The sequence below is a fragment of the Deltaproteobacteria bacterium genome, assembly GCA_016933965.1.
In the GTDB taxonomy this organism is placed as follows: Bacteria; Desulfobacterota; Syntrophia; order Syntrophales; family UBA2210; genus JAFGTS01.
In genome coordinates this window covers 61,590-84,838 of sequence record JAFGTS010000013.1, presented here as the reverse complement: position 1 = coordinate 84,838, position 23,249 = coordinate 61,590, and the positions used below count along the sequence as shown (strand labels likewise).

The following is a 23,249-nucleotide window of genomic DNA, read 5'->3' as shown; positions in this document are numbered from 1 at the left end:
TCTTTCAGGCCTTAACGGGCATGATGCGGCATTTTCGTTCGGGATCACAGCTCAGCCAGTTCTCGATCTCCGGCTTCGCGTATCGGTATCCCGTTTCGGCGATATCCATGAGTGATTTCCATTCCAGAAGCGAAAACTGCTCGACCGGAGGCTGGAGATAGAGATCGGCGTCCTTCATGGTTGTATGGGCCCGGTTGATGCTGCCCAGAAGTGTCGTTTGTCCCAATATCTGCAACATGCCGGGAACGGGAGGAATCTTCTTGAAGGGGAATAACCGGTTAAAAAATATTTTCCATGGTGACGGAATTTCTTCCATATCAATGGTCATGCTCCGTTCCTTGCCGACATCCACGGCGATGACGAAACCGTTACAGAGTTCCCGCATGATGTCCGCCGGGACATTGTTGAGAACGCCGCCGTCCACAAGCAATTCATTACCATGAATAACGGGAACGGCGATTCCCGGCAGTGAGACACTTGAGCGAACGGCACGCCAGAGGGGCCCCCTTCGGGAAACCACCACCTCTGCCGTACTGAGATTGCTTGAAACGCTGAAGTAATTTATCCACAGATCCTCGATCTGTGTATCTCCAAAGGTATTTTTCAACTGGTTGTCAAGCATCCTGCTTCTCATGATCGAGACAATCGGCAGGGTGTAATCGTTCAACGGATTTATGTCTATGAAGGACCGTTTGCATTTTTCAAGGCAGGTTTCGTGGTTCCACTGCATGGCGGGAAAGGCCGCAATGATCGAGCCCATGCTGGTTCCGCACACCATGTCGATGGGTATTCCCAGTTCCCCGAATGCCTTTACAACCCCGAGATGAGCGAAACCGCGTGCGCCCCCCCCTCCCAGGACAAGGCCGACCGCATTCCCCGTGATGAACCGTGCCAATCGTTCAAAATCTTCATCATGATCCCATCGAACGTGGTGATGTTCTGCAAAATCTCCAATATCAAGCCAGCGTTTTGTTCCGGAAGGTAAGGTATTGCCGTTCGGGTACAGTAGGACCAGGGTCTGGTGGAACGATGCGTCATCCTCTTTGCGTTTCCTGAGCAATGCACCTGATTCACCCAGTGCCGGGGTGTCTGCTGACCGCGCAACGATCATGACCCTATCGGCCCGATGGATGCATCGATCCGTCCAGTTCGATGCCGAGCGGTCAGCTTCGTATATTACATAGCGGAATCGCGCATCCTGTTCGTCAAGCCATATTGAGAGCCTGATGTGGAACGGGTTGTCCTTTGCCGTGTCTGAGATCTCTTTTGTTTCAAAGACACTGTTCAGTCGTTCGCTGTTCAGATGCAGCGTATCACCGTATTTCGACATTGCAGTGGTAAGACGAAGAACGAAATCGGACAGGGGAACATCGGGACCGGCGGCGATCAGTGCGAGGTTGAGTCCCGTCGTTTCCGGCATGGCTGAGGTGATCGTTTTTCTCAAACGGTCGATAATGATCTTCGTGATCGCCAGCATCACCTGCGGATTTTTGGACAGAATTCTTTCCAGTGTTTCTCTTGTCAACCCGGCAAGTTCGCTCTCACGCATTGCGTACACGGTGGCCGATCGGGGCGTTTCAGCAAAAACGGCCATTTCACCGACGCTTTCTCCTCTGAGAATGTAGCCAACCGTTCGTTCCCTGCCCTCGCTGTCCTGAGCCACCGCTTTCAGGCGGCCGCTGACGACGATATAGAGACTGTCCCCCGCTTCGCCCTCCCTGAAAAGGCAGTCGCCCGGTTCAAGCCGGATCCACTCCATCTCGGATTCGATCAAACAGAGAATTTTTTCATTCATGTGACCGAACACCGCGGTAAGCATCATGGCAAGTTCGTTGCGTCGCAACCGCCGTCGGGTGAGCTGGATCATTTCATGAACGATCCGGGGATCCTTTGCAGTGATCTCATCGAAAGACTTTTGAGAAAGTTTCGCCAATCGAGTATCTGTGAGGGCACGTATGCCTGCCGTCCGTTTCCCTCCTGCCAGGATCTGCATTTCACCGACCGTGCAATGCTCTCCGATCTCTCCCAGCACCACCTCGACACCACCACGCCGGCTTGTGAATGCCTGTAACCGGCCGCTTTGTACAATATACATGCCATCAGAAGGGTCACCTTCCCGGAAGAGTATTTCTCCCTTTCTCAACGTCACCAATTCAACGGCCGCTGCAATTTGCTCGAGTGTTGCTTCGTCGGAATCCTTGAAGAGTTCGGTGGCTTTCAGACATGCTACCTTATCGTCACCAGTTGAAACGATATGGTTGTCTTGCATCGACGTATCTCCTTGACGGTTTAACCTGTTTTAAACAAGCAAGGACCTGGTAAAGACAGGTAGAGCAGTCATGAATCGACGGGTGACACCATAAAGGGTTCGAGGGTTCGAGGGTTCAAGGCTTCGAAAGCTGCTTTTTCGAAGATAAACCTAATTTTAATTCAAATTAATGATGAAATATTGTGGAGTATAAGGAAAACAATTCATTCTTTCAATGAAATAAAAGCGTCTCGACGTTCCCCGGGTTCTGACGGGTTGTTTTCCCGTAATACGTCCCTGCGAGAAAACAACCCGTGTATACGTGATCTCTTATAAAGTGGTGTCCCTGTTCACCCGGATAATCCCGGTCTATTACTTGAATCCCTGTTCGATCGTCCTTTTGGCCGCCCGCTCCAGGATCTGGACCCCCACAACCATCATCTCGAACCGTTTATCCGACGTCTGACCGTGGTAATACCGATAGTAAATCTGCTGGGCGATCACCGCCAGGCGGAACAATCCGAAACAGTAATAGAAGTTGATATCGTGGAATGATAAACCGGACTTCTTTTCGTAGAGATCGACCCGCTCTTTCCTGGTCAATGCAAACTCAATGGGCTCCGGCATGAAGCGCATCATTTTAAGGTCGGGCGGATCGGTTTCCTCGACCTGGTATGCCAGGATATTTCCGATATCCATGATCGGATCGCCGATGGTCGACATCTCCCAGTCCAGCACACCGACGATCCTGGTGGGATCATCAACGTCCACGACCATGTTATCAAGCTTGAAATCGTTATGGATGATGGCCGCGCGGCCCGAATCGGAAGGCATGTTCTCATGTATCCAGGTCATTATGTCCTCACAATCCGGAGCATCGGGGGTGCGGGCCTGCCGATAGCGTTCGCTCCAGCCTTCAACCTGGCGTTTTACATACCCGTCGGGTTTCCCGAAATTTCCCAGGCCGATCTTTTTATAATCGACGGAGTGCAACCGCACGTGAACATCTATCATGTTTTCGTTCAATGCGCGTGCCTGATCGGGGCTGAATGTGACTCCATCAGGAAGTTTTTTTCTGATCACCATCCCCTTGATACGCTCCATCAGATAGAAGGGGCAGCCCATTATGGATTCATCATCCGAGTACACCAGCGGGGTCGGGCACCAGGGAAACACATCGCGCAAAGCATTGAGGATCCTGTACTCACGATTCATGTCATGAGCGGTTTTGGCCTTTCTTCCGATCGGCGGTCTTCGAAGGATCAATTCCTCCTCTCCGATCCTGACGAGATAGGTCAGGTTTGAATGTCCACCGGGGAATTGTTTGAGGGAAACATCCCCCTTCATGGACGGCAGAGAGTCTTTCAAAAAGGTCTTCAGCTCGCCGATATCGAGTTCTTCTCCTTTTCGTGCAGATACTGCCTCGTCAGTCGTATTCATCCACATCTCCTTGTCTTTCGCCATGAATGGATTTCCTTTACCGTATCACATTTCCTTGAGTTCTTTCTTTATCAGTTTTCCACCCGGGTTCTTGGGAAGCATCTGATTGATGAAGACGACATAGTCAGGCACTTTATAATCAGCTATTCGCCCTCTGCAGAAATCTTTTATTTCCTCCTCGGTAACCTGTTCCCCCGGAATCGGAAAGATCACGGCTTTGATCTTTTCACCCAATACGTTGTCCGCTACGCCCACCACGCCGACTTCCAAAACCTTGCTGTGCTGGCTGATGAGATTCTCAAGTTCCACGCAATAGACATTCTCTCCGCCGCGGCATATCATGTCTTTTGCACGGTCCACCAGGAAGGTATACCCGTCGTCGTCAATATAGCCAAGATCTCCGGTACGGAACCATCTTCTTCCGTCATCCCCGGTAATGAAGCTCTTCGCCGTTTCTTCAGGCAGATTCCAGTAACCGGGGCTGATGCCGGGACTGGAAGCCAATATCTCACCGGTCTGCCCTCGAGGTACATCGTTCAGGTTTTCGTCCACGATCCTCAGAAGGCTGTTTCCTGCGACTCCTCCCACACTCCCCGCCTTTTTAATCAATGTATCCCAGTCTCCCGACAGGGACATGAACCATCCGAGCGATGCCCCTTCAGTAAAACCATATCCGTTCCCGATCGTCGCGTCTGGAAAATCCTTGAACAGTTCTTTAAACATTTCCGGAGGCATCGGAGATCCTCCCTGCAGAATATATTTTAGATTGTTGGCCTTTACCAGCTCCGCATATCGCGGCTGTAAACGGAAGATCCAGAACATCGCCGTCACGATCACCATGAAGTTTATCCCCTCGTCTATCACGAGGTCCAAGGCCTCTTTGGGTTTAAACGTGGATATCACGACCGAACTGGTGCCCATCAAGGTGAAATTGATCAATGTATGCAGCGTGGTCACGTGAAAGAAGGGAGTCACGACCAGTTGTCTCCATTCATCAGGATGTGCATGGAATACTCCTTCGGCGACACTCATCGAATTCATGGCATTATTAACCAATGCGCGGTGCAGGATTATTGTGCCCTTAGGTTTGCCCGTCGTGCCGGAAGTATAAATGATGCTGCATATGTCCCGCTCACTCACATCGACCAGCAGTTCTCTTGAGGCCTTCTTTTTCATCAATTCCACGAACGGTTTTGCCTGGCCGCGCGCCTCGTCTCCCGTTACGAACACATGTTTGATCTCCGGTGTGGAAGTGATCACCTTCTGGATGCTCTCCCAGAGACCTGTCTCTATGACGGCGGCGATACAGCCGGAATCCATAAACTGACGTTCCGCTTCTTCAGGCGCCAGCCGTGCATTGATTATCACCGAAATGGCTCCGATCTGCGATAACGCCAGATAGCTCACGAATGCCTCGGGAACATTCGTCATCATCAGGGCGACCCGGTCCCCTTTGCGGATGCCATAGTCATCGTTCAGACAACAGGCGACGTTATTCACAACTTCATCGAACTCATTGAAAGACCACCGAATGCCGAAATCCGGGAAATACCACATTTCTTTGTCACCGTATTTTGCGACCCCGGCCTTCATGATCTCGGTAAGATTCCCGTATCTGCACGCCCATGCATCCTGAATCTCACCCTCGTAATTCACCGTGATGACGCCTGATTTAGGCCATTGTAAAGGTGGTTTTACATTCATAGAACTCTTTTTCCCCGACATTTTTCCCCTCCTTTTTATGATTGTACATTACATCCATGCGAACACCTCCGCTCCGGTATGGACCGGCCACATCCAGCCGGTTGCTGAAGGTTCGCATCGAATCCCCTTTTAGATGATCAACCAAGCGACCAGCTGACCATTCCTCACAGTTGTGGTGAGATGTCAAAATTTTTACAGTTACTGTTTTCCTTGGATAAACTAAACGGCATCCCTTCGAAAGGCCAGCCGGTACAGACATCAGAAACAATCGCTTAAGAGCCAAATCAGAAACGATGAGACATGGTTTGTACTTCCACAATATCAAGATGTTATGCAATATTAATGTTTTTTTCCGGATTGAAGTAATGAGTAAAACCAGAGGCATCATACGCGGCAAATTTTCACGTGTCAATAAAAATATCGAACGTTCGCTCTATTTTTTATTTCATCAGGGGTTCGGTTTTGGTCAGTTATTGACCGTGATCCGCCCCCACGAAAATGGTCCAAGAATCGGGGAGCCCTCAAAATGAAAAACCCTAACCTAACATGTGGTTCAGGTATCGGGGACGATTCACTTGAATAATATGAAGAAATGCATTATGTACAATTATGTATGAGGTAGGTGAATGTCGATGGAATCGATGTATCGGCGTCAGGAACTTTATCGGCTGGTAAAAACGGTATTTGTCAGGCACATGGCTGACCTTTCCATCATCTTTTACACCTGCACACAGAATTCAGCCACTATCCGCGGTGTTCTCCGCAAACTCATAGGAAGCGACTTTACAGCCCAGGAAGTAAAAGCGATCCTCGCAGATCTCTCACGTCTGCCCCGTCTTAAGAAAATGCGATTCGATCTGGAAAACTGGGAAATCAGCGACCAAGGAATTTCATGGCACATCAAGCTGACATGCCCCGTCAAACAAAACGTTGATGACCAGGAAAAAATAATCGTATTGGAATATCCATTCAACGGTAATTGATAAGTCCCGTGTAAGAAAGTGGCAGCAAGTAAGAAAAGTACAAATAAGGTAAAGTATGTTTCAGAGGTTGGAAATATGGTTGGAATTTTTAAAAACGAAAGGGGCCAGCTTTTACCTTGCTAACCCCTTGTTTCTACTGGTAGTCCCACGGGGAATCGAACCCCGGTTTCCGGCGTGAGAGGCCAGCGTCCTAACCGCTAGACGATGGGACCATGTTTTTGGCTGGGGGACCAGGATTCGAACCTGGGTTGCAGATTCCAGAGACCTGAGTCCTACCGCTAGACGATCCCCCAATACGAAACCGTCAGATCGGTATATTATTAAAGCGTTACCGATAGTCAAAGAGCGAAGAAAAGTCAAGGGAATTTTGGCTTTGTCATACACGGACGCTCAGAGTGTCGTCGGGCTTCCTCATTCTGCTGCGGCCGGTCTTATTCCCTCACGGTCACCTTCAAAAAGGCGTCTCCCCGGCGGCCCTCCTCGTCCTTCCCCCCGGCGCCGGCGAGCCTGAGCGTGACACCGCTTGCGACACCGGGCGGGATCGATACGTTGAATATCCGGCGCTGAAAGCCGGCGGGAATATTGACCAGCTTCTTCGCTCCCCGCCGGGCCTCGGCGGGGGTAATGACGATCGTTCCATACACGTCAAGGCCGCCGTTCCCTCCTCTCGAAGGTCTGACGACATGCAGGCGCGGTGTCTTCCTCCGGGTAACGACCCGTCCCAGGGGATCCCCCTTCCATCCCCCTGAGCGCGCGCCGGAAAGCAGTATGAGAACGATACCGAAGACAAAGCCTCCCACGTGAGCCCACCAGGCAACGCCTCCTCCTCCCATGGCCCCGCCGAAAAAGGCGCTGACGAACTGTATGACGAACCAGAGGGCCAGGAAAAAGGCAGCCGGTATTTCGAAGAAATAGGGAATGATGATCAGCGGCACGAACGTGAGCACCCGTGACCGGGGATACAGGATGAAATAGGCACCCATGACGCCGGCGATGGCACCGCTCGCCCCGACGGTGGGAACCGTTGAGTGCAGGTTGAGAATCCCGTGCAGGAGCCCCGACGAGATCCCGCAGAGCAGGTAGAAACCCAGGTAGCGCAGAGGGCCGAGGCGGTCTTCGACGTTGTCGCCGAAGATATAGAGAAACCACATGTTCCCGAGAAGATGCCAGAACCCCCCGTGAACGAACATGAAGGAAAGGAGCGAGAACGCCTGCTGGAAAAAGGTGTATCGCTCCGCAATGGCTTCAACGGTGTAGCGGGCAGGCACCAGTCCGTAATGGAAGACGAATTCCTGAAGGTCCGCGAGACGGGACGGTTCCAGAAGAAAAACGACGACATTGATGACGATGAGGGTGACGTTGACAAGGGGGTAGTGTTTCGTGGGGACCGTGTCTCGAATGGGGATCATGAACTCAGCTCCATACCGGTGATGGGATATCCATTCTGCTCACAGGCAATATCCACCCCGGGAGATCCCCTCGGCGGCGAGAATGCCTGAAAGGGCCGCGCCGACGATCCCCCGGCTCTTTCCCGCCCCGTCACCGGCCACGAAAAGACCGGGACGGTTCGTTTCCAGAAAGCGGCTCGTCGGGTAACGGGTGTCGAAAAACTTGATCTCCGGCGCATAGAGAAGCGTCGACGGATGGAGAATGCCGGGGACGATCTTGTCGAGCGTTTTCAGTGATTCCCAGAGATTATCGATGATCCGGGCCGGCATGCCGAGGGTGATATCGCCGGGCACGGCCCTGTAAGTGGCACGGCAGACATTGAAGTGGCTTGTTTCACTGTCAAACCGGGACCGCGAGCTCCTCCTTCCCTCACGAAAATCACCGACACGCTGAACGATGGGCCGGCCCCCGCCCAGGAGGTGAAACTGGCGGGCTATCATCTGTCCGAATTCGGTGGTATCCGAAAAGGGCTTTGTGAGTGAAACCGTGTTCAAAAGGGCAAAATTCGTATTTTCCGTCTTGCGCTTCCAGAGCGCGTCTCCGTTGATCAGCCGGAAGTCACCGTAGAACTCATCGCGGACCCTGCCGCCGGGATTGGTGCAGAAGGTCCGTACTCGGTCGTCGTGACGCCGGGTACGGAACAGAAATTTCGGATCGTAGACCGCATCGGTCACGGCATCGTAGAATTTGCGGTTCAGTTCCAGGCGGACCCCCACGTCGATGGGACCGAACTGGATGTCTATGCCGATCCTTTTCGCCACGTCCCGGAACCAGTACGCGCCACCCCTTCCCGGCGCCGCCACCACCGCGGCTCCCCGGTACCGGATGATCTTCCCCTTGCGACGGCAGGCAAGAACGTACCGTCCGTCCTTGATCTCTATGTCCTCCACGTCTGTAGCGGTGAAAAGGCTGGTCTTTCCGAGGAGCCCCCGCAGATAATCAACAAGTTTTTTGCCGTTGTCGGTCCCCCAGTGCCATTGTTCCGGAGCGATAAAATCGACGCCGTTCTCCCCGGCCGTTTTCCTCAATGATTCTATCTTCCGGCCCCTGTCGGGAAAGGTGACCTGGCGGCACAGGGGAAAGGCCGTGAAGATCTGTTTTACGTCGTTCATCAGCCGCAGCGCCTCGTCCCGGTCGAGTTTGAGACCATCGATATCGATGCCCACCCGGTGATCGAAATTGAGCTTTCCGTCGTTCAGGAGACCGCCGGCAGGATAGCTGTTCCGATCAAAGACGGCGATACTGCCCGCCCCTTTCTTTTCCAGCTGCAGGGCCGCAAAGAGACCGGCGGGGCCGGACCCGATGATCAATACGTCGAAGTCATGCACGGTATTCCTCCCTGAACGTTCTTTACGGTCTTCGAGACACGGGTGTTTTCATTATCCGACAAAAAGGTATTTATGTGAACCGATAATTGGCGGCTTCGCAAAACATCCACATGCTCCGTTGTGCGTCATCCTTCGCTATTTGAGAGGTCGCCGGTACCGGCAAAGGATACGTCGCGTGTGACACGAATGGGGATCCCCTGTTCATGAAGGTAGGATTTTATCTCGCCGACCCGGTAGTGCCGGTAGTGCACCATGGAAGCAATCAGGGCCGCATCGGCACGGCCCCCGGTAAAGACATCCCTGAGATGTTCCGGTTTTCCGGCACCGCCGGAGGCAATGATGGGAATGGAAAGCGAGCTCGACATCAAGGCCGTCAGCGTGAGTTCATACCCCTCGTTGGTCCCGTCGGCATCGATCGAATTGAGGCAGACCTCGCCCGCTCCCGCTTCCTGGGCGTGTTTCGCCCAGGCAAGGGCATCGATACCCGTCGGGGTCCTTCCACCGTCGATCCAGATCTCATATCCCGAGGGGATCGCGCCGGTCCGCTCCACCTTTTTGGCGTCCATGCCGAGAACGATGCACTGGCTCCCGAAGATACGGGCACCCTCGGAGATAAGTTCCGGATTCTGAACAGCCGCCGTGTTCACACTGATCTTTTCGGCACCGGCGTCAAGGACGCGGTGCATGTCATCGAGGGTCCGCACCCCGCCGCCGACGGAAAAGGGAATGAATATGTTCCGCGCGACCTGCGCAACCACATCGATGAGGATATCCCGTTTGTCCGATGACGCCGTAATGTCGTAAAATACCAGCTCGTCAACGCCCTGCTCGTAATACTCGCGGGCCATGGCGACGGGATCACCGATATCGACATTGTCCTTGAACCTGATGCCTTTCGTCGTTCGTCCTTCCCGGACATCGAGGCAGATTATGATCCGTTTGCTCAACATCAGCCGGTCCTCCCATCCCACCCGGCAAAGTTCTTCAGCAGGCGCAGCCCGCAAGGGCCGCTCTTTTCCGGATGGAACTGTACGGCAATGATATTGTCTTTCCCGATAACGGAAGGAAACATGGTCCCGTATTCCGTATCGGCGATGACGAATGCCTCATCATCGGGGCTGGGATAAAAAGAATGGACGAAATAGAACTGCTCCTCTTCACCGAGTTCTGCAAGGACCGGGTGAGGTCTTCGAAGCGCGATGTCATTCCACCCCATATGAGGTATCTTCAGGTCTCCCGGCGGAAACCGCCGGACATTCCCCGGGATGAGGCCGAGGCAGGGGACCCGATCCTCCTCGCTGTAACCGAGGATGATCTGCGCCCCCAGGCAGATGCCGAGGAAGGGGACGGCACGGGACACCGCTTCGTGGATCACCCTGTCCAACCCCCGTGACGCGAGGACCTTCATGGCCGATCCGGCGGCCCCCACACCGGGGAAAATGAGCCGGTCCGCGGAAAAGATATCCAGGGGTCTGTCGGTGACCCGGCAGGGAACACCCAGGTGGTTCAGGGCCCGTTCAACGGACGGGAGATTCCCCGCACCGTAATCGATTATGGCTATCACGGTTTCCCTTCCCCCTTTGCATCCAGTCGTCCGAGGATATCCCCGGCCACCACATCCACACCCTCGCCAAGGAGAAATCCCACAGGGAGCGCATCAAGATAGGCATCACGCCACTCTATGTTGCATTCATTGATATAGTCCTTGATTCTTCCATATTTTTCACCAAGGGCGCTCCGTTTCTCCACCGCGGTCAGATCCTCCCTGAATGCCACGTGCAACAGCAGGATAGAGGTAACATTCCGGCCCTCTCCCAGAAGGGGGACGATAAGAACGGGCGCCTTGTCCGACTTGCCGAGACCCGCGTATATTTCGCCGTCCTTTACAAGGGTCTTTTTCGTCCCCATCAGCGGCGTCGGCTTTTCAGCGCGCGATCTCATCGTCGAGGAAACACCGCCCCGGTCGGCAATGACGATGGTTGACGCATCCGTGGGGGTTCCCGTTTCATCGATGCCGCTCACGTGATAGAGGGTGTATCCCCTGATCTCCGATATGGCCTCCTGCAACCTCCGCAGGGTGAATCCTTCTCTGGTGGTGAGATTTTCAAGAGAGAAACCGCGCGTTCGAAGGAAATCGAACAGGATACCACGCACCATTTCTCCTTTTCTGCTCGTTCCCACCGTAACGGTCTTCGCCTGGTGCCTGATAGCGTCGATCGGGCGGGCCAGCTCGTCTATGGCCTTCCCCAGGCAGATATCGAGCATGTCCAGGGGGGACGAGGAGGGACGCCTGTCCTCGAACTCGTCCCAGAAATCCTCGAGGAGCAGTTTGCCGGCCGCGTACTTGAGAAGCAGTGTCATGTCCGAAGCGGTATCGACGGACATGGAGGAAAATTCCCCGGCTTTCCGGCGCCCGTGAAAGGCGGCGGAGAATTCATTGATCATCCGACGCAGCTCCCGATCCGCGAACTTTTCGAAGAGCGAAAACCCCTCGCGGTCTATCTCGTTGAGCCTCCGCATCAGGCGGGCACGGAAATCTCGGAAGAACTCCGCGTCCTCGTTGATGCTGCACGCGGCGTAATATCCCCAGAGGTGCCCCGCCAGGGTGTTCAGGATCACCGTCGTCGGATAGGTGGAAACCGGTACGGGAATTACCGAATCGGCCACGGCGTCGAACCGTGTCTCACCATCGGCGGCGATCACCACGACGGAGCCCGCGTGGGCTTTGAATATGGCAACGTCCTTGACGATATCCTCCGTAACAGGCTCCGGATTGCCCGCGGCGCAGACGAGGATCAGCGGCTCTGCGGAGAGATCTATGTGTTTCTTGTCCTCCACTATGTCTGAGGATATCGTTTTATAACAGAGCTCACTGAGCTTTATCCTGATCTCGTCGGCGGCGACCTTGTTGGGACCGCTTCCCACGGCGGCCCAGTACACTTTTTTCTTCACGGCCTTCCACGCGGACTCCCGGATCACGTCACTGCGCGACAGAAGGACCATCATTTTCTCCGGCGCCACCTCAAGGTTCGAAAGTTCCCGGGCGATCCGTTCCTCGGACATGACACCCAGAATACAGGAGAAATTGAGCGCCATGATGTACCCGGCCACGATCTGCGCGTAAAAGGCCTTTGTCGACGCTACGGACATTTCGATATCCCTGCCGTCACTCGTGTAGAACACACCGTCGGCGACATGGGTTATGTCCGATTGGCGGCGGTTTACGATGGCGATGAGACGCGCCCGCCGCTCTTTCACCATGGCCGCGGCCCGGTTGGTATCCGTCGTTGTTCCCGACTGTGTTACGGCGATGACGAGGGTTTGTGAGAGATCGTCATCGAGGGAAAACCCGCTCAGTTCCGAGGATGTGCCGGCCTCAACGGTGATATCGAGCCCCCGCAGGTACCGCCGGAAGGAATCCGCGATCGCCGCCGCCGCGACGGCCGCCGTGCCCTGTCCGATGACACGGATGTTCTTGATCGTTCCCGCCCGCAATGCATCGACGAGATGCCTTGGCAGAATATCATCACCGAGGTTGAAGGATACCGATGCGGCACCCCGCCCGTCTCGCGATATGAGATATTTGCCCCGTAATGTCTTTCTCACCGACAGCGGCGATTCCATGATTTCCTTGAGCAGGTAGTGGGGATATTCTTTCCGGTCGATATCCCGGGTGGTGATCTCCGCCCGCTTTATCGTTTCCTCCGACAATTCGATGGGATGGCCGTCGTAACAGCAGGCCTGGATCGGCACCTCGCCATGCCCGGTGTCCCTTGACAGGATAAAGATCTGTCCTCTCGTTCTTTCGTCACCCGGTATGCGCTCCCGCTCACCGTCCATCTTGATGAATGATGATGTCAACTCCACCAGGCCGTACAGTTCGGACGCGAAGATGTATTGACCGGGTGACATCCCGACGTACAGGGATTGCCCGCTTCCGCGAAGCGCCAGGAACACCGAATCCGGCTCCAGGTTGCTTTCCACGGCGATGGCATGGGACCCTTCGAAGTCGTTCACGGCCCTGCGGAAGGCTTCGCGAAAATCGTGTCCCTTCAGGAGATAGCGTTCTATCCGCAAGGGGATGATCTTCGTGTCCGTCGTTATGTTCCTGCCGATGCTGTCGGGCTGCTCATGTTCCAGCTCTGCCCGAAGGTCGCTGTAATTATCAATATCGCCGTTCAGGACCGCATTGATCGTCCAGGCACCCTTTCCGTATCGCGGATATTCCCTGACCGCCGCTCCGGGACCGGCCGTCGCCGTTCCATTCCGTGGGGCAACATAATTGTTGATGGGGTGGCAGTTCTCCTCCGTGATAGAGCCCACCGAGGCCCACCGGGTGTGGCCCAGGTACCGGTCCGAAACGCGAGGGTCGTTCAGGAAGATACGGAGGATCTCATCGGAACCGATCCGCTCCCGCAGGTAACCTCCGTTCTCTCCAAGCCTTCCCGTTACCGCCGCCTTTTTATAGGTAAAACCGACGATCGCCGTCCGTGTCTCCCCGTTGCAGTCCGAAACGTGAATTGAGCCATCCTTCAGATCACCCGGCCGCGTTCGTTCATCCCACTGGGCACCGAGGCCTCTCTCGTGGATCATCTCGATTATCCCCGCGAGGATCGAGCCGTCTGGAACACCCAGGGTAAGCTGTACCCCGGCCGAGTCCCTGCCCCTCACTTCAAGCCGGTCCAGAGCGTTCAGGAGCAGATTGACATTACGGTATTTCCTGAAAGCGGCAGGCTTCATGTCACCGGCCTTCCGGGCGAGATGTCGAACCTGTTCCAAGCCGTCGAGAATATCCTTCTCCAGCCCCCAGGCGAAATCCTTCAGCATCATGAGCAAGCTGTTAATGCGCTCCATGTCGGCCGTGGAAAAGGTCCCTGCCTTCTCTTCGATACGCTTCTCTTCCTCCTGAAGAAAGATGCTCACACGGCGCGAAAGCCCCGCCAGCGTTTCTTCAGCGTCCGTCGAGAAGAAAATATCTTCCAGGGCACCGTTACGTTTCAGGGCCAGCACAACCCGTTCCAGGGAGAGAAGGACCGAACGTCCACCCAGGTATCCGTCACCGGCACGTTCACCCACTCCTTCCAGGCCGTTCGCGAAAACCTTCTCAAGGATGCGGTCGAGCTCGTTCAGAAGTGCCGTTCCTCCCGCGGCCGCCGTCCCTTTCACCGTCAGGATGCCAACCAGCCCGCAGGGGATCAGCTCCCGTTGCAGGGGGAATATTATAAGCGCCTTCGGCGGTAAGCGGACGGGGTCTCTTCCGAGGTGTATCGTCCACCCCGTCAGAAAGAGCCGCAGTCCATGCAGCCGGTTTCGGATCGCCTCTATCATGGTAATTGCCGCAATTCTCATGTCCTCTCGATCATCTCACTTTGCCGCGGACCGGGCATATGCAAGTGACGCCTCGATAAAACTGCGGAAAAGGGGATGGGGCTTTATTGGTTTTGACTTGAACTCGGGATGGAACTGGCACCCCAGGAACCAGGGTTGATCGGCAAGTTCAATGATTTCCACCAGGCGTCCGTCGGGAGATGAACCGCTGATGTGAAGCCCCTTCTCCACGAGCCTGCCCCGGTACTCGTTGTTAAATTCATATCGATGGCGGTGGCGTTCGCTGATCTTTCTCGTTCCATAGGCGTCAAAGGCAAAGGATTGTGTTTCCAGAAGGCACTCGTAGGCACCGAGACGCATGGTCCCGCCCTTGTCCGTTATCTTCTTCTGCTCCGGCAGGAGGTCAATGACGGGATAATCGGTCTGAGCGTCAAACTCCGAGCTGTTAGCCTTATCCATATCGCAGACCTTCCGGGCAAACTCGATGACGGCCATCTGCATTCCCAGGCAGATGCCGAAATAGGGCACCTTATTTTCGCGCGCGTACGTAATGGCCTGCACCATCCCCTCGATGCCCCGTTTCCCGAAACCGCCCGGCACGAGGATACCGCCGGCACCGGTGAACTGGTCCGTGATCCCTTCCCGCTCGATCTGCTCCGAATCGACGAAATGGAGTTTCACCTTGCAGTTGTTCGCAATACCCCCGTGTATAAGGGCCTCATTGAGGCTCTTGTATGAATCGGCCCAATCGACATATTTGCCGACGATCGCTATTGTCACCTCGTGGGAAGGATTCTTGATCCGCTCTACCAGGCGTTCCCAGGCCCCCAGGCGGGGCTGCCCCGTCCAGATGTTCAGGAGATCGACTATCTTCTGATCGACACCCTCCTGGTGATAAATGAGGGGGACCTCATAGATGCTTTCCACGTCCTTGGCTGTAAAGACGGCCTCCACCTCCACATTGCAGAAAAGCGATATCTTTTTCCTGATATCGAGGGAGAGAAAATCCTCCGTCCGGCAAAGGAGGATATCGGGCTGGATACCGATCTCGCGGAGGGCCTTCACGCTGTGCTGCGTCGGTTTCGTCTTTACCTCCCCGGCCGATTTTATATAGGGGACCCAGGTAAGGTGGATGAAGATGGCGTTCTGCCTGCCGATCTCATTCCTGAACTGGCGGATGGCCTCAAGAAAGGGAAGGCTCTCGATATCTCCGACGGTACCTCCGATCTCCACTATGGCAACGTCAAACCCCGTCGCGGCCTCCCGGATATAATCCTTTATCTCATTGGTGATATGGGGGATCACCTGGACGGTGCCGCCCAGGTACTCACCCCGCCGCTCTTTCGTTATAACGGAGAAATAGACCTGGCCCGTCGTCAGGTTGTTGCGATGGCTCATGGGCGTTTCCGTAAACCGCTCATAATGGCCCAGGTCGAGGTCCGTTTCAGCGCCGTCGTCGGTAACGAACACCTCGCCGTGCTGGAAGGGGTTCATCGTTCCCGGGTCGACATTTATGTAAGGATCGAGCTTCTGATTCGTCACGCGCAGGCCGCGGCATTCAAGAATGGCCCCGATCGATGCGCCGGCAAGCCCCTTGCCGAGTGAAGACAGAACACCACCGGTAATAAATATGAATTTTGTCCTCATGTCACGTTCCTTCCGCGGTTCTCCTGGGGCGGTCATCGAAACATCACCCGCCGTTCTCGGTTCCACCGGGAACCGCCGCCCACGTACATTCACGCGGCGGTATTCACGTAAAAAAGGGCTTCAGAAGCCCTTTTCCTGCTCACCTTCATCCAGGTATCCCGGCTGTATGGCGCCACGCGGGCATATACTCACACAGGTATAGCAAAGCGTGCACCGCGTTGAATCGATGGTGAATATCTCACCGTTTCGAGACAGCGCCTTCTGGGGACAGTTCTCTATACATTTATCGCAGAAAATGCAAGTGCCGCAGCTCATGCATCGATCGATCTCATCGGTCTCCCCGCCGAAATAGATGGTGTTGACCCGTCGTCGCGGCAGGGGCACCGAGGCGGGACACACAAAAGGTTCACCCCTGAGAAGGGCATGCACCTCCATGGCCGCGAGCCGGCCAGAACCGACCGCGTCCGTGATGAGACCCGGTTTCCGGATGTCCCCGCAGGCGAAGATTTTCGGGTCGCTGCTCTGAAACGACAGGCTTTCCGTCACAATATGCCCCCGGTCGTCGAGCATCACCGAATCGGGCAGATACGTCGCATCGGGGACCTCACCGATACTGAAGAACACCTCATCGGCCTCTATCGATGAACCATCGGCAAAATACATGTTTTTTTCATCAAGTTTTTCTATCCGCCGGGGCCAGAGGATCTCCGTACCACGGGCCTTTGCCTCCTCCAACTCCTTTCCGAAGGCCAGGGGCTTCTGAACATCCAGGGCCGTCACTTTTGCCGCACCGAGCCGCCAGGCCTCGCAGGCGATGTCCATACCCACGTTTCCCGCACCGATGACCACGACCGATGCACCCTTGAGGTCGAGGGGATTCCCCTCGTTGATATCCATGAGAAACCGGAGACCTGACCTGATCCTTTCTCCACCGGGATATTCGATGCGCTTGGAAAGATGGGCGCCCGTCGCCGTCACGACAATATCGCTCTGCCGGTGGATCAGGACGAAGGACTCCCTGTCGACCGTGCTTGCCGTGATAAATTCAATGGGGAGCGACCGGATTCGTGCGATATCGCGGTCGAGGACCTCGTCGGAAAGCCGCTCACGGGGAATTGCCCTGCGCACCTTTCCTCCCAGGTCGACCGCCGCATCATAGACCCTGACGCGGTATCCCCGGCGGGCAAGCTGCCAGGCCGCCGACAGGCCCGCGGGCCCCGCACCGATTATCGAAACCAATTCCTTTCTGGGCTCTTCCGGTGTGGCGGGGTTGAAGTCCGGATAGTAGCGCCGCGCCAGCTCCTGAAGCTCGAGGGGGCCGTCCAGGGCGTTCCGGCTGCACGCCTCCATGCACAACGCAGGACAGGCGGTCCCGCAGACCGACATCCGAAAAGGTGTATATTCGTCCATCAGTTGCTGGGCTTCCCGTACCTTCCCGTCCTTTATCAGATTCAGGAAAACGGGCGTCGGTATCCCGGTGGGGCAGCTGTTCGTGCAGGGAGGGGTGAGGTTGATATGGCGGGGGGCCTGCGTCTTGATGTTCATGCCGGGCGTGTAAAGACTCGCAAAGGGACGGTGCCCCTTTTTCGATATCTTGACGAAGTCGCCGGGAACGACCCCTGTAAGGTCAACATCCATGTCACGGCCGTATTCTTCAAGGACCCTTCTGAGGAATTCTTCGTCTTCACCGTTCATGTCGGTAAAGACGGCACCCGGGCCGAGTTGGTGGGACCGTACCGTTCCGCGGATGTAAATGGCACCGCCATGGATGCCGGTCCCCACACTGTGGCCGACGGGGGAGACATCTTTCCGTTCCTCAAGATTGAGTACCACCACCCTGCCGCCCGCCATGTACTCGCCGCAGTAATCCTTGGCGGTGCCGCCGATGACGAGCCAGGGAACGGCATCGAGATATTCCTTCATGTGGATCGCCGCGCGGTACTCCACATCTCCCTCTATGAATATCTTACCGCCCCGCATCGAATGACCGGGTATCTCGCCGGCCTTCCCGTGGATGACGATCTTGCCACGGTTCATCGTATTGCCCACGCCGTCCTGGGCATTTCCAAAGACGGTGAGGGTGGGACCGTTCATGAAGGCGCCCAGGTCCTGTCCCGGCGTTCCATACACAAGAAAAGTGGCGTCACCGCTCAGGCCGCCGCCGATGTACCGCTGTCCCAGGACGTTCTTCAGAACGATCTGCTTCTCGCCCCGTGCGATCGACTCCCTGATCTGGCGGTTCAGTGCCTTGTAATATAAGCCCTTTGCCTCGATGGTCAGCATGTCATGCTCCGGCGTGCTTCACGCCGAGTATTCTTAATTCTTCCTCGTTCAATCCCACACCGCGCAGCCGGTCGCGGTTGCCGCGCAGGGCCTCGATCGCGCTGATCCCCATAGACCCCATTAATTCCTTTATCTCCTCCCCCCATGCGTGAAGGAGGTTCTTCAGCGCCGCAGCGGCTTCCTCCGTATCGATCCGCTCGGCCAGTCCCGGCCGGTTCGTGGTGATTCCGTAAGGACACCTGCCGGTGAAACAGCGCTGGCACATGCCGCAGCCGAGGGCGATCAGCACGGGAGTCCCCACGTAAACGGCATCAGCGCCGAGGCAGATCGCCTTGAGAACATCCGACGACGTCTGTATCCCTCCCGACGCAACGAGGCTCACCGTATTGCGGATCCCTTCCTCGGTCAGCCGCCGGTCCGCGGCGGAGATCGCAAGTTCCACGGGAATTCCCGTGTTCTGGCGGATCTGGAGGGGCGTCGCCCCCGAACCGCCTCGAAAGCCGTCGATAACGATAATATCCGCGCCCGCCGTGGCGATGCCGGTCGCGATGGGGGCAACATTGTTGACGGCGGAGATCTTGACCGATACGGGAACCCGGTAGTCCGTCGCTTCCTTGATCGCGAAGATGAGCTGCCGCAGGTCCTCTATCGAATAGATATCGTGATGAGGGGCCGGTGAAAGGGCATCGGACCCTTCAGGGATCATCCTCGTTTTCGAGATGGCCTCGGACACCTTTTCTCCCGGCAGATGACCGCCGATCCCGGGTTTCGCGCCCTGGCCGATCTTGATCTCGACGGCCGCCGCCGATTTCAGGTAATCTTCACTGACCCCGAATCTGCCCGACGCCACCTGGACGATGGTATTGGCGCCGTACTTCCGCAATCCTTCGTAAAAACCGCCTTCACCGGTATTCCAGTAGGTCCCCACAGCCCGGGTGGCCATGGCTTCCGCCTCGTGGACCCGCAGATTCACCGCGCCGAAGCTCATGGCACCGAACATGATGGGAACCTCGAGCATGAGCTGGGGCCCCACCTCCCCGCCGAAGGAATCCGCCTTCCGCCCGAGGTACCGCCTGATCTCCATGGGTTCCCTGAGCGGGTCTATGGGAGGATTCGTCACCTGACAGGCATCGAACATGAGGCTGTCGAAATACCGTTTCTGGGGACCGGTGGCTCCCGTTCCCACAAGGAGAACGCCGCCGTCCGCTCCCGCCTGCCGCCAGATGTTGCCGACGTGAAAGGTGGTCCAGTACCCGTGGGATGAATGCATGGGTGCATGAGCGATGTGTATGGCGTTCTGGGGACACATCTTGGCGCACCGCTGGCAGGCATGGCAGGCGCTCAGGTTGGCCCAGGGACGGTACTGCACGGTGCCGTCTCTCCCCTTGACGGCCTTGAGGGAAATTTCACCGAAGGAGCACTCCTGCACGCAGAGGGAACAACCGTTCCTGTAATCACAACGGTCCAGATCGAATTCGGGGTGGTAGGACGGAATGATCTTCCAGTTGTTCTCCATGGTCTTCATATTCCGTCTCCCTCTTTTCCTCCGTTGCGCAGCTCGACGATGACCGGCTCTCCCCCCCGGGGCGACCAGACACGGTCGACCTCGGCCGAGAGAAGCCTGATACTGCACTCCTCGGAAGACGCGTAGAAGGTATCCCCCTTCACGGCGCAGACTACCGGACGGAGCTTGTTCCGGTCGTTCAGGACGATAGCCCCCTTCGCATGGGTCAGGACGATGCCGAAGGGACCGTTGACGATGGCCGGGCCGTAGATCTGCCGCAGGTATCGACGCTTCTTGTCATTCGTCCGGTCTATTTCCTCCCACAGCGGCGGCGCCATGACGAGACAGGCATCGCCGGCGCTGAGATGGTCCCTGCGCGTCAGCTTGTCGAAAATGTAGCTCACCACCTCCGTGTCAGTCTGAAGGCGGCAGTGGTAGCCGTACATCTCGAGCCACCGGACGTTGGTCCCGTAACTGGTTATCTCGCCGTTATGGACGACGGCCTTGTCGAGGATCGTAAAGGGATGGGCGCCTCCCCACCAGCCGGGTGTGTTGGTGGGAAACCGGTTATGGGCTATCCACATGTAGCCGCGGTAATCTTCGATCCTGAAGAAATCGGCGATATCTTCGGGGTAACCGACCCCTTTGAAAACACCCACGTTCTTGCCGGAGGACACTACGTAGACACCGCCCATGCCGTTGATGGCCATGACGATCTCGACGATGTAATCCTCTTCCGTCTGCTCCGGAGCAATGAATTCCTCGATCGGTTTCAGGAAATAGCGCTTGAAATAGGGCCCCCGGGGAACGCGGTCATTCGGGTAAACGGGGATCTCCTCCGACTGATAGATGTTCGTCTTTCTGCGAAGGTACTCTTCAACGGCGGGAACGGCCTGACTGGTCCGGTCGCCTTCATACATGACATGGAAGGCATAGGCGTCCTTGTGCTCCGGGTATGCGCCGTACACGGCAAACCCGCCGCCGAGGCCGTTTCCCCGCTCGCGCTGTATCCTGATGGCTTCCCGGATATGGCTTCCATCGATATATTCCCGGTTCCGGTTGATAATTCCAACGATTCCACACATAGCTCTCTTCCTTGCCGGCGGACATCAGACACCCGCGGCGATCCTGCCGGTCGGTGAACTTACCCGCCGCCGGATATCGGCGAGCCACAGAAAATTCGCGTACAGTGCCCGGGCAACCAGGGAAAATTCCCTTTCGATATTATCAAAGGTCCGCAGGACCTCGTCACGGTCGGGGTCCTGGTCCATCCACTCCGCGAGCATGTCGCGGGTCACCTCGACGTGAAACTGAAGGCCGTAAGCGTTGCGGTACCGGAAGGCCTGGTTCGGCAAATTCCGGGCCGTGGCGATGAGCACGCCCCCGGCAGGTACCTCGAACACGTCATCATGCCACTGAAAGACTCTGAACAGGGCGGGAACACCCTGGAGAAGGATATCCTTCCGGCCTTCATCGGTGACAAAGATGTTTTTCCATCCCTGTTCCTTCCCCGCTCCGCTTCGCACCGGCGCGTAACCTGCCCGGGCGATCAACTGGGCGCCCAGGCATATCCCCAGAACGGGAACATTCTCACTGATGGCCCTGCGCAGAAATTCCACCTCCCGGGCAAGGAACGGATAGCGCTCGTCGTCATGGACGTTCATGGGACCACCCATGGTAACGACCGCGTGATATTCGAGGGAACCGCCCGGCAGGGCCTGGCCGTCAAAGAGGCGCACCGTCTCGATCTCGAATCCGCGAGACATGAGAAAGTCACCCAGGGTCCCGGGGCCTTCCGAAGCCACGTGGGTGATGACAAGCACCTTTTCCATGACCCTCAAAGAATGGGAAGATATTTCTTCAGTTCATAGTTTGATACCTGCATGCGGTACTGATCCCACTCGAGCTTCTTGTTGGCGATGAACTTGGTGTATATATGGTCTCCCAGCGCTTCCCTGACGACCTCGCTCCGTTCCGTGTAATGTATCGCCTGTCCCAGGCTGCCCGGAAGGGAAGCGATACCCCGTTTTTCACGCGTTTCCGGTCCCATTTCGAATATATCTTCCTCAACAGGCTCGGGAAGTTCGTATTTTTCTTCGATTCCCTTGAGTCCCGCGGCCAGCATGACGGCAAAGGCCAGGTAGGGATTGCAGGCGGGATCGGGGCAGCGGAACTCGGCCCTCGTCGCCTTCGATTTTCCGGGTTTGTACATGGGAACGCGGATCAGGGCCGAGCGGTTCCTGCGCGCCCAGGAAATATAGACCGGGGCTTCATATCCGGGCACCAGGCGCTTGTACGAATTGACCCATTGGGCGACGATGGAGCATATCTCCTGCGAATGCCGGAGCAGCCCGGCGATGTAATGCTTCGCCACGCCGGACAGGTAATAGGTGTCATCGGCGTCAAAGAAGGCGTTTTCACTACCCGCGAACAGGGACTGATGGACGTGCATACCGCTGCCGTTCTGGCCGAACATGGGTTTCGGCATGAAGGTGGCGTAGACACCGTGCTTCATGGCGATCTCCTTCACCGTCATCCGGTAGGTCATGGCGGCGTCTGCCATGTGGAGCGCGTCCGTGTACTGCAGGTCTATCTCGTGCTGGCTCGGCGCAACCTCATGATGGCTGTACTCCACATTGATACCCATGCTTTCCAGCGCCAGGATCGTGTCCTTTCTCAGATCGCTGGCCATATCGAGGGGTGTCAGATCGAAGTAACCGCCGTGATCGAGGATCTGCGGCGTATCGGAGGCATCCTTGAAATAGAAATACTCGAGCTCGGGGCCCACATATAACGTATACCCCATATTGGTGGCCTTTTGGAGGTTCCGCTTCAGGGCATAACGCGGGTCCCCTTCGTAGGGTGCTCCGTCGGGCTTCAGAACGTCGCAGAACATCCGGGCCACGCTGATCCCGTTGTTACGCCATGGAAGCATGACGAAGGTTTCCGGGTCCGGTTTGGCGACCATATCGCTTTCCTCGATCCTGGCGAACCCTTCGATGGATGAACCGTCAAACCCCATACCCTCGTCAAAGGCCCCCTCAAGCTCACGGGGCGTGATGGTGAAACTCTTTAAAAAGCCGAGAACATCGGTGAACCAGAGCCGGATGAACTTGACATCCTGGTCCCTGACGATCCGCAAGATACTTTCCTTGTCTTTCATGTTTTTCTTTGCCATTATGCGCACTCCTGCTCATTTTGGTTTTCTCACATGTAAGCAACAATAGTGCCAGTTGCCGCCGGAAGTTTCGCTTCCTCATCATGTGTATGATATCACTGCATTATTACAAAACAATGACGGAGGGACCATCCGCTCCGCCATCGGCCGTACTACA

Annotated in this window: 16 protein-coding genes and 2 tRNA genes; 1 reads left to right on the top strand and 17 read right to left on the bottom strand. The window is 56.0% G+C overall.

The genetic code is table 11. The features are described from left to right. Window positions 1-4: 4 nt before the first annotated feature. The 4 genes from JXO48_02915 to JXO48_02900 all read right to left on the bottom strand — a co-directional run bounded on the left by JXO48_02915 (window position 5) and on the right by JXO48_02900 (window position 5,510). Window positions 5-2,269 carry a cyclic nucleotide-binding domain-containing protein gene (locus tag JXO48_02915; protein ID MBN2282819.1) on the bottom strand — a complete coding sequence of 755 codons (2,265 nt, stop codon included), beginning with the start codon at window positions 2,267-2,269 and terminating at the stop codon, window positions 5-7. A gap of 351 nt (window positions 2,270-2,620) precedes the next feature. Beyond that, window positions 2,621-3,688, bottom strand: coding sequence for a phosphotransferase family protein (locus tag JXO48_02910; GenBank protein MBN2282818.1), 1,068 nt, complete (start codon window positions 3,686-3,688; stop codon window positions 2,621-2,623). A 45-nt stretch (window positions 3,689-3,733) separates the two neighbouring features. After that, on the bottom strand, window positions 3,734-5,344 hold the full coding sequence (locus tag JXO48_02905; protein MBN2282817.1) for an AMP-binding protein: 1,611 nt from the start codon (window positions 5,342-5,344) through the stop codon (window positions 3,734-3,736). 16 nt (window positions 5,345-5,360) lie between these two features. After that, window positions 5,361-5,510 (bottom strand): hypothetical protein, encoded by a 150-nt coding sequence (locus JXO48_02900; protein MBN2282816.1) that lies wholly within the window; start codon window positions 5,508-5,510, stop codon window positions 5,361-5,363. 508 nt (window positions 5,511-6,018) lie between these two features. On the opposite strand from JXO48_02900, the gene JXO48_02895 reads away from it, so the two are divergent. Beyond that, window positions 6,019-6,375, top strand: coding sequence for a hypothetical protein (locus JXO48_02895; GenBank protein MBN2282815.1), 357 nt, complete (start codon window positions 6,019-6,021; stop codon window positions 6,373-6,375). A 137-nt stretch (window positions 6,376-6,512) separates the two neighbouring features. Here JXO48_02895 and JXO48_02890 read toward each other — a convergent pair. The 13 genes from JXO48_02890 to JXO48_02830 form a co-directional block, all read right to left on the bottom strand. Next, a tRNA-Glu gene (locus tag JXO48_02890) sits at window positions 6,513-6,587 on the bottom strand. Window positions 6,588-6,594: 7 nt separating this feature from the next. After that, window positions 6,595-6,668: transfer RNA gene (locus JXO48_02885), tRNA-Gln, on the bottom strand. Window positions 6,669-6,806: 138 nt separating this feature from the next. Further along, window positions 6,807-7,784 (bottom strand): rhomboid family intramembrane serine protease, encoded by a 978-nt coding sequence (locus JXO48_02880; GenBank protein MBN2282814.1) that lies wholly within the window; start codon window positions 7,782-7,784, stop codon window positions 6,807-6,809. 39 nt (window positions 7,785-7,823) lie between these two features. Continuing rightward, window positions 7,824-9,152 (bottom strand): FAD-binding protein, encoded by a 1,329-nt coding sequence (locus JXO48_02875; protein ID MBN2282813.1) that lies wholly within the window; start codon window positions 9,150-9,152, stop codon window positions 7,824-7,826. Between the two features lie 125 nt (window positions 9,153-9,277). Continuing rightward, window positions 9,278-10,102, bottom strand: coding sequence for an imidazole glycerol phosphate synthase subunit HisF (hisF, locus tag JXO48_02870; GenBank protein ID MBN2282812.1), 825 nt, complete (start codon window positions 10,100-10,102; stop codon window positions 9,278-9,280). Next, complete coding sequence (gene hisH / locus JXO48_02865) at window positions 10,102-10,716, bottom strand: imidazole glycerol phosphate synthase subunit HisH (protein MBN2282811.1); 615 nt, start codon at window positions 10,714-10,716, stop codon at window positions 10,102-10,104. The genes hisF and hisH overlap by 1 nt, the downstream gene beginning before the upstream one ends. Continuing rightward, window positions 10,713-14,501 carry an SIS domain-containing protein gene (locus JXO48_02860; protein ID MBN2282810.1) on the bottom strand — a complete coding sequence of 1,263 codons (3,789 nt, stop codon included), beginning with the start codon at window positions 14,499-14,501 and terminating at the stop codon, window positions 10,713-10,715. Before JXO48_02860 ends, hisH begins: the two co-directional genes overlap by 4 nt. 15 nt (window positions 14,502-14,516) lie before the next feature. Then, a complete protein-coding gene (locus tag JXO48_02855) occupies window positions 14,517-16,127 on the bottom strand; it encodes a CTP synthase (protein ID MBN2282809.1) in 1,611 nt (536 codons plus the stop codon). Window positions 16,128-16,247: 120 nt separating this feature from the next. Next, window positions 16,248-18,410, bottom strand: a complete 2,163-nt coding sequence (locus JXO48_02850) for an FAD-dependent oxidoreductase (GenBank protein ID MBN2282808.1) — start codon at window positions 18,408-18,410, stop codon at window positions 16,248-16,250. Window position 18,411: 1 nt separating this feature from the next. After that, window positions 18,412-19,926, bottom strand: coding sequence for an alpha-hydroxy-acid oxidizing protein (locus tag JXO48_02845; GenBank protein MBN2282807.1), 1,515 nt, complete (start codon window positions 19,924-19,926; stop codon window positions 18,412-18,414). A gap of 5 nt (window positions 19,927-19,931) precedes the next feature. Next, a complete protein-coding gene (locus JXO48_02840; protein MBN2282806.1) occupies window positions 19,932-20,999 on the bottom strand; it encodes a glutamine amidotransferase family protein in 1,068 nt (355 codons plus the stop codon). Between the two features lie 24 nt (window positions 21,000-21,023). Next, window positions 21,024-21,746, bottom strand: coding sequence for a type 1 glutamine amidotransferase (locus tag JXO48_02835; protein ID MBN2282805.1), 723 nt, complete (start codon window positions 21,744-21,746; stop codon window positions 21,024-21,026). Window positions 21,747-21,751: 5 nt separating this feature from the next. Next, window positions 21,752-23,077, bottom strand: a complete 1,326-nt coding sequence (locus JXO48_02830) for a glutamine synthetase (protein ID MBN2282804.1) — start codon at window positions 23,075-23,077, stop codon at window positions 21,752-21,754. Window positions 23,078-23,249: the final 172 nt, after the last annotated feature.

What these genes read in the sequence shown, in the direction of transcription:
- JXO48_02915 (MBN2282819.1), bottom strand. Translation starts at nt 2,269, where the DNA reads ATGCAAGACAACCATATCGTTTCAACTGGTGACGATAAGGTAGCATGT.
- JXO48_02910 (MBN2282818.1), bottom strand. Translation starts at nt 3,688, where the DNA reads ATGAATACGACTGACGAGGCAGTATCTGCACGAAAAGGAGAAGAACTC.
- JXO48_02900 (MBN2282816.1), bottom strand. Translation starts at nt 5,510, where the DNA reads ATGCGAACCTTCAGCAACCGGCTGGATGTGGCCGGTCCATACCGGAGC.
- JXO48_02895 (MBN2282815.1), top strand. Translation starts at nt 6,019, where the DNA reads ATGTCGATGGAATCGATGTATCGGCGTCAGGAACTTTATCGGCTGGTA.
- JXO48_02880 (MBN2282814.1), bottom strand. Translation starts at nt 7,784, where the DNA reads ATGATCCCCATTCGAGACACGGTCCCCACGAAACACTACCCCCTTGTC.
- hisF (MBN2282812.1), bottom strand. Translation starts at nt 10,102, where the DNA reads ATGTTGAGCAAACGGATCATAATCTGCCTCGATGTCCGGGAAGGACGA.
- JXO48_02860 (MBN2282810.1), bottom strand. Translation starts at nt 14,501, where the DNA reads ATGAGAATTGCGGCAATTACCATGATAGAGGCGATCCGAAACCGGCTG.
- JXO48_02855 (MBN2282809.1), bottom strand. Translation starts at nt 16,127, where the DNA reads ATGAGGACAAAATTCATATTTATTACCGGTGGTGTTCTGTCTTCACTC.
- JXO48_02850 (MBN2282808.1), bottom strand. Translation starts at nt 18,410, where the DNA reads ATGCTGACCATCGAGGCAAAGGGCTTATATTACAAGGCACTGAACCGC.
- JXO48_02845 (MBN2282807.1), bottom strand. Translation starts at nt 19,926, where the DNA reads ATGGAGAACAACTGGAAGATCATTCCGTCCTACCACCCCGAATTCGAT.
- JXO48_02840 (MBN2282806.1), bottom strand. Translation starts at nt 20,999, where the DNA reads ATGTGTGGAATCGTTGGAATTATCAACCGGAACCGGGAATATATCGAT.
- JXO48_02835 (MBN2282805.1), bottom strand. Translation starts at nt 21,746, where the DNA reads ATGGAAAAGGTGCTTGTCATCACCCACGTGGCTTCGGAAGGCCCCGGG.
- JXO48_02830 (MBN2282804.1), bottom strand. Translation starts at nt 23,077, where the DNA reads ATGAAAGACAAGGAAAGTATCTTGCGGATCGTCAGGGACCAGGATGTC.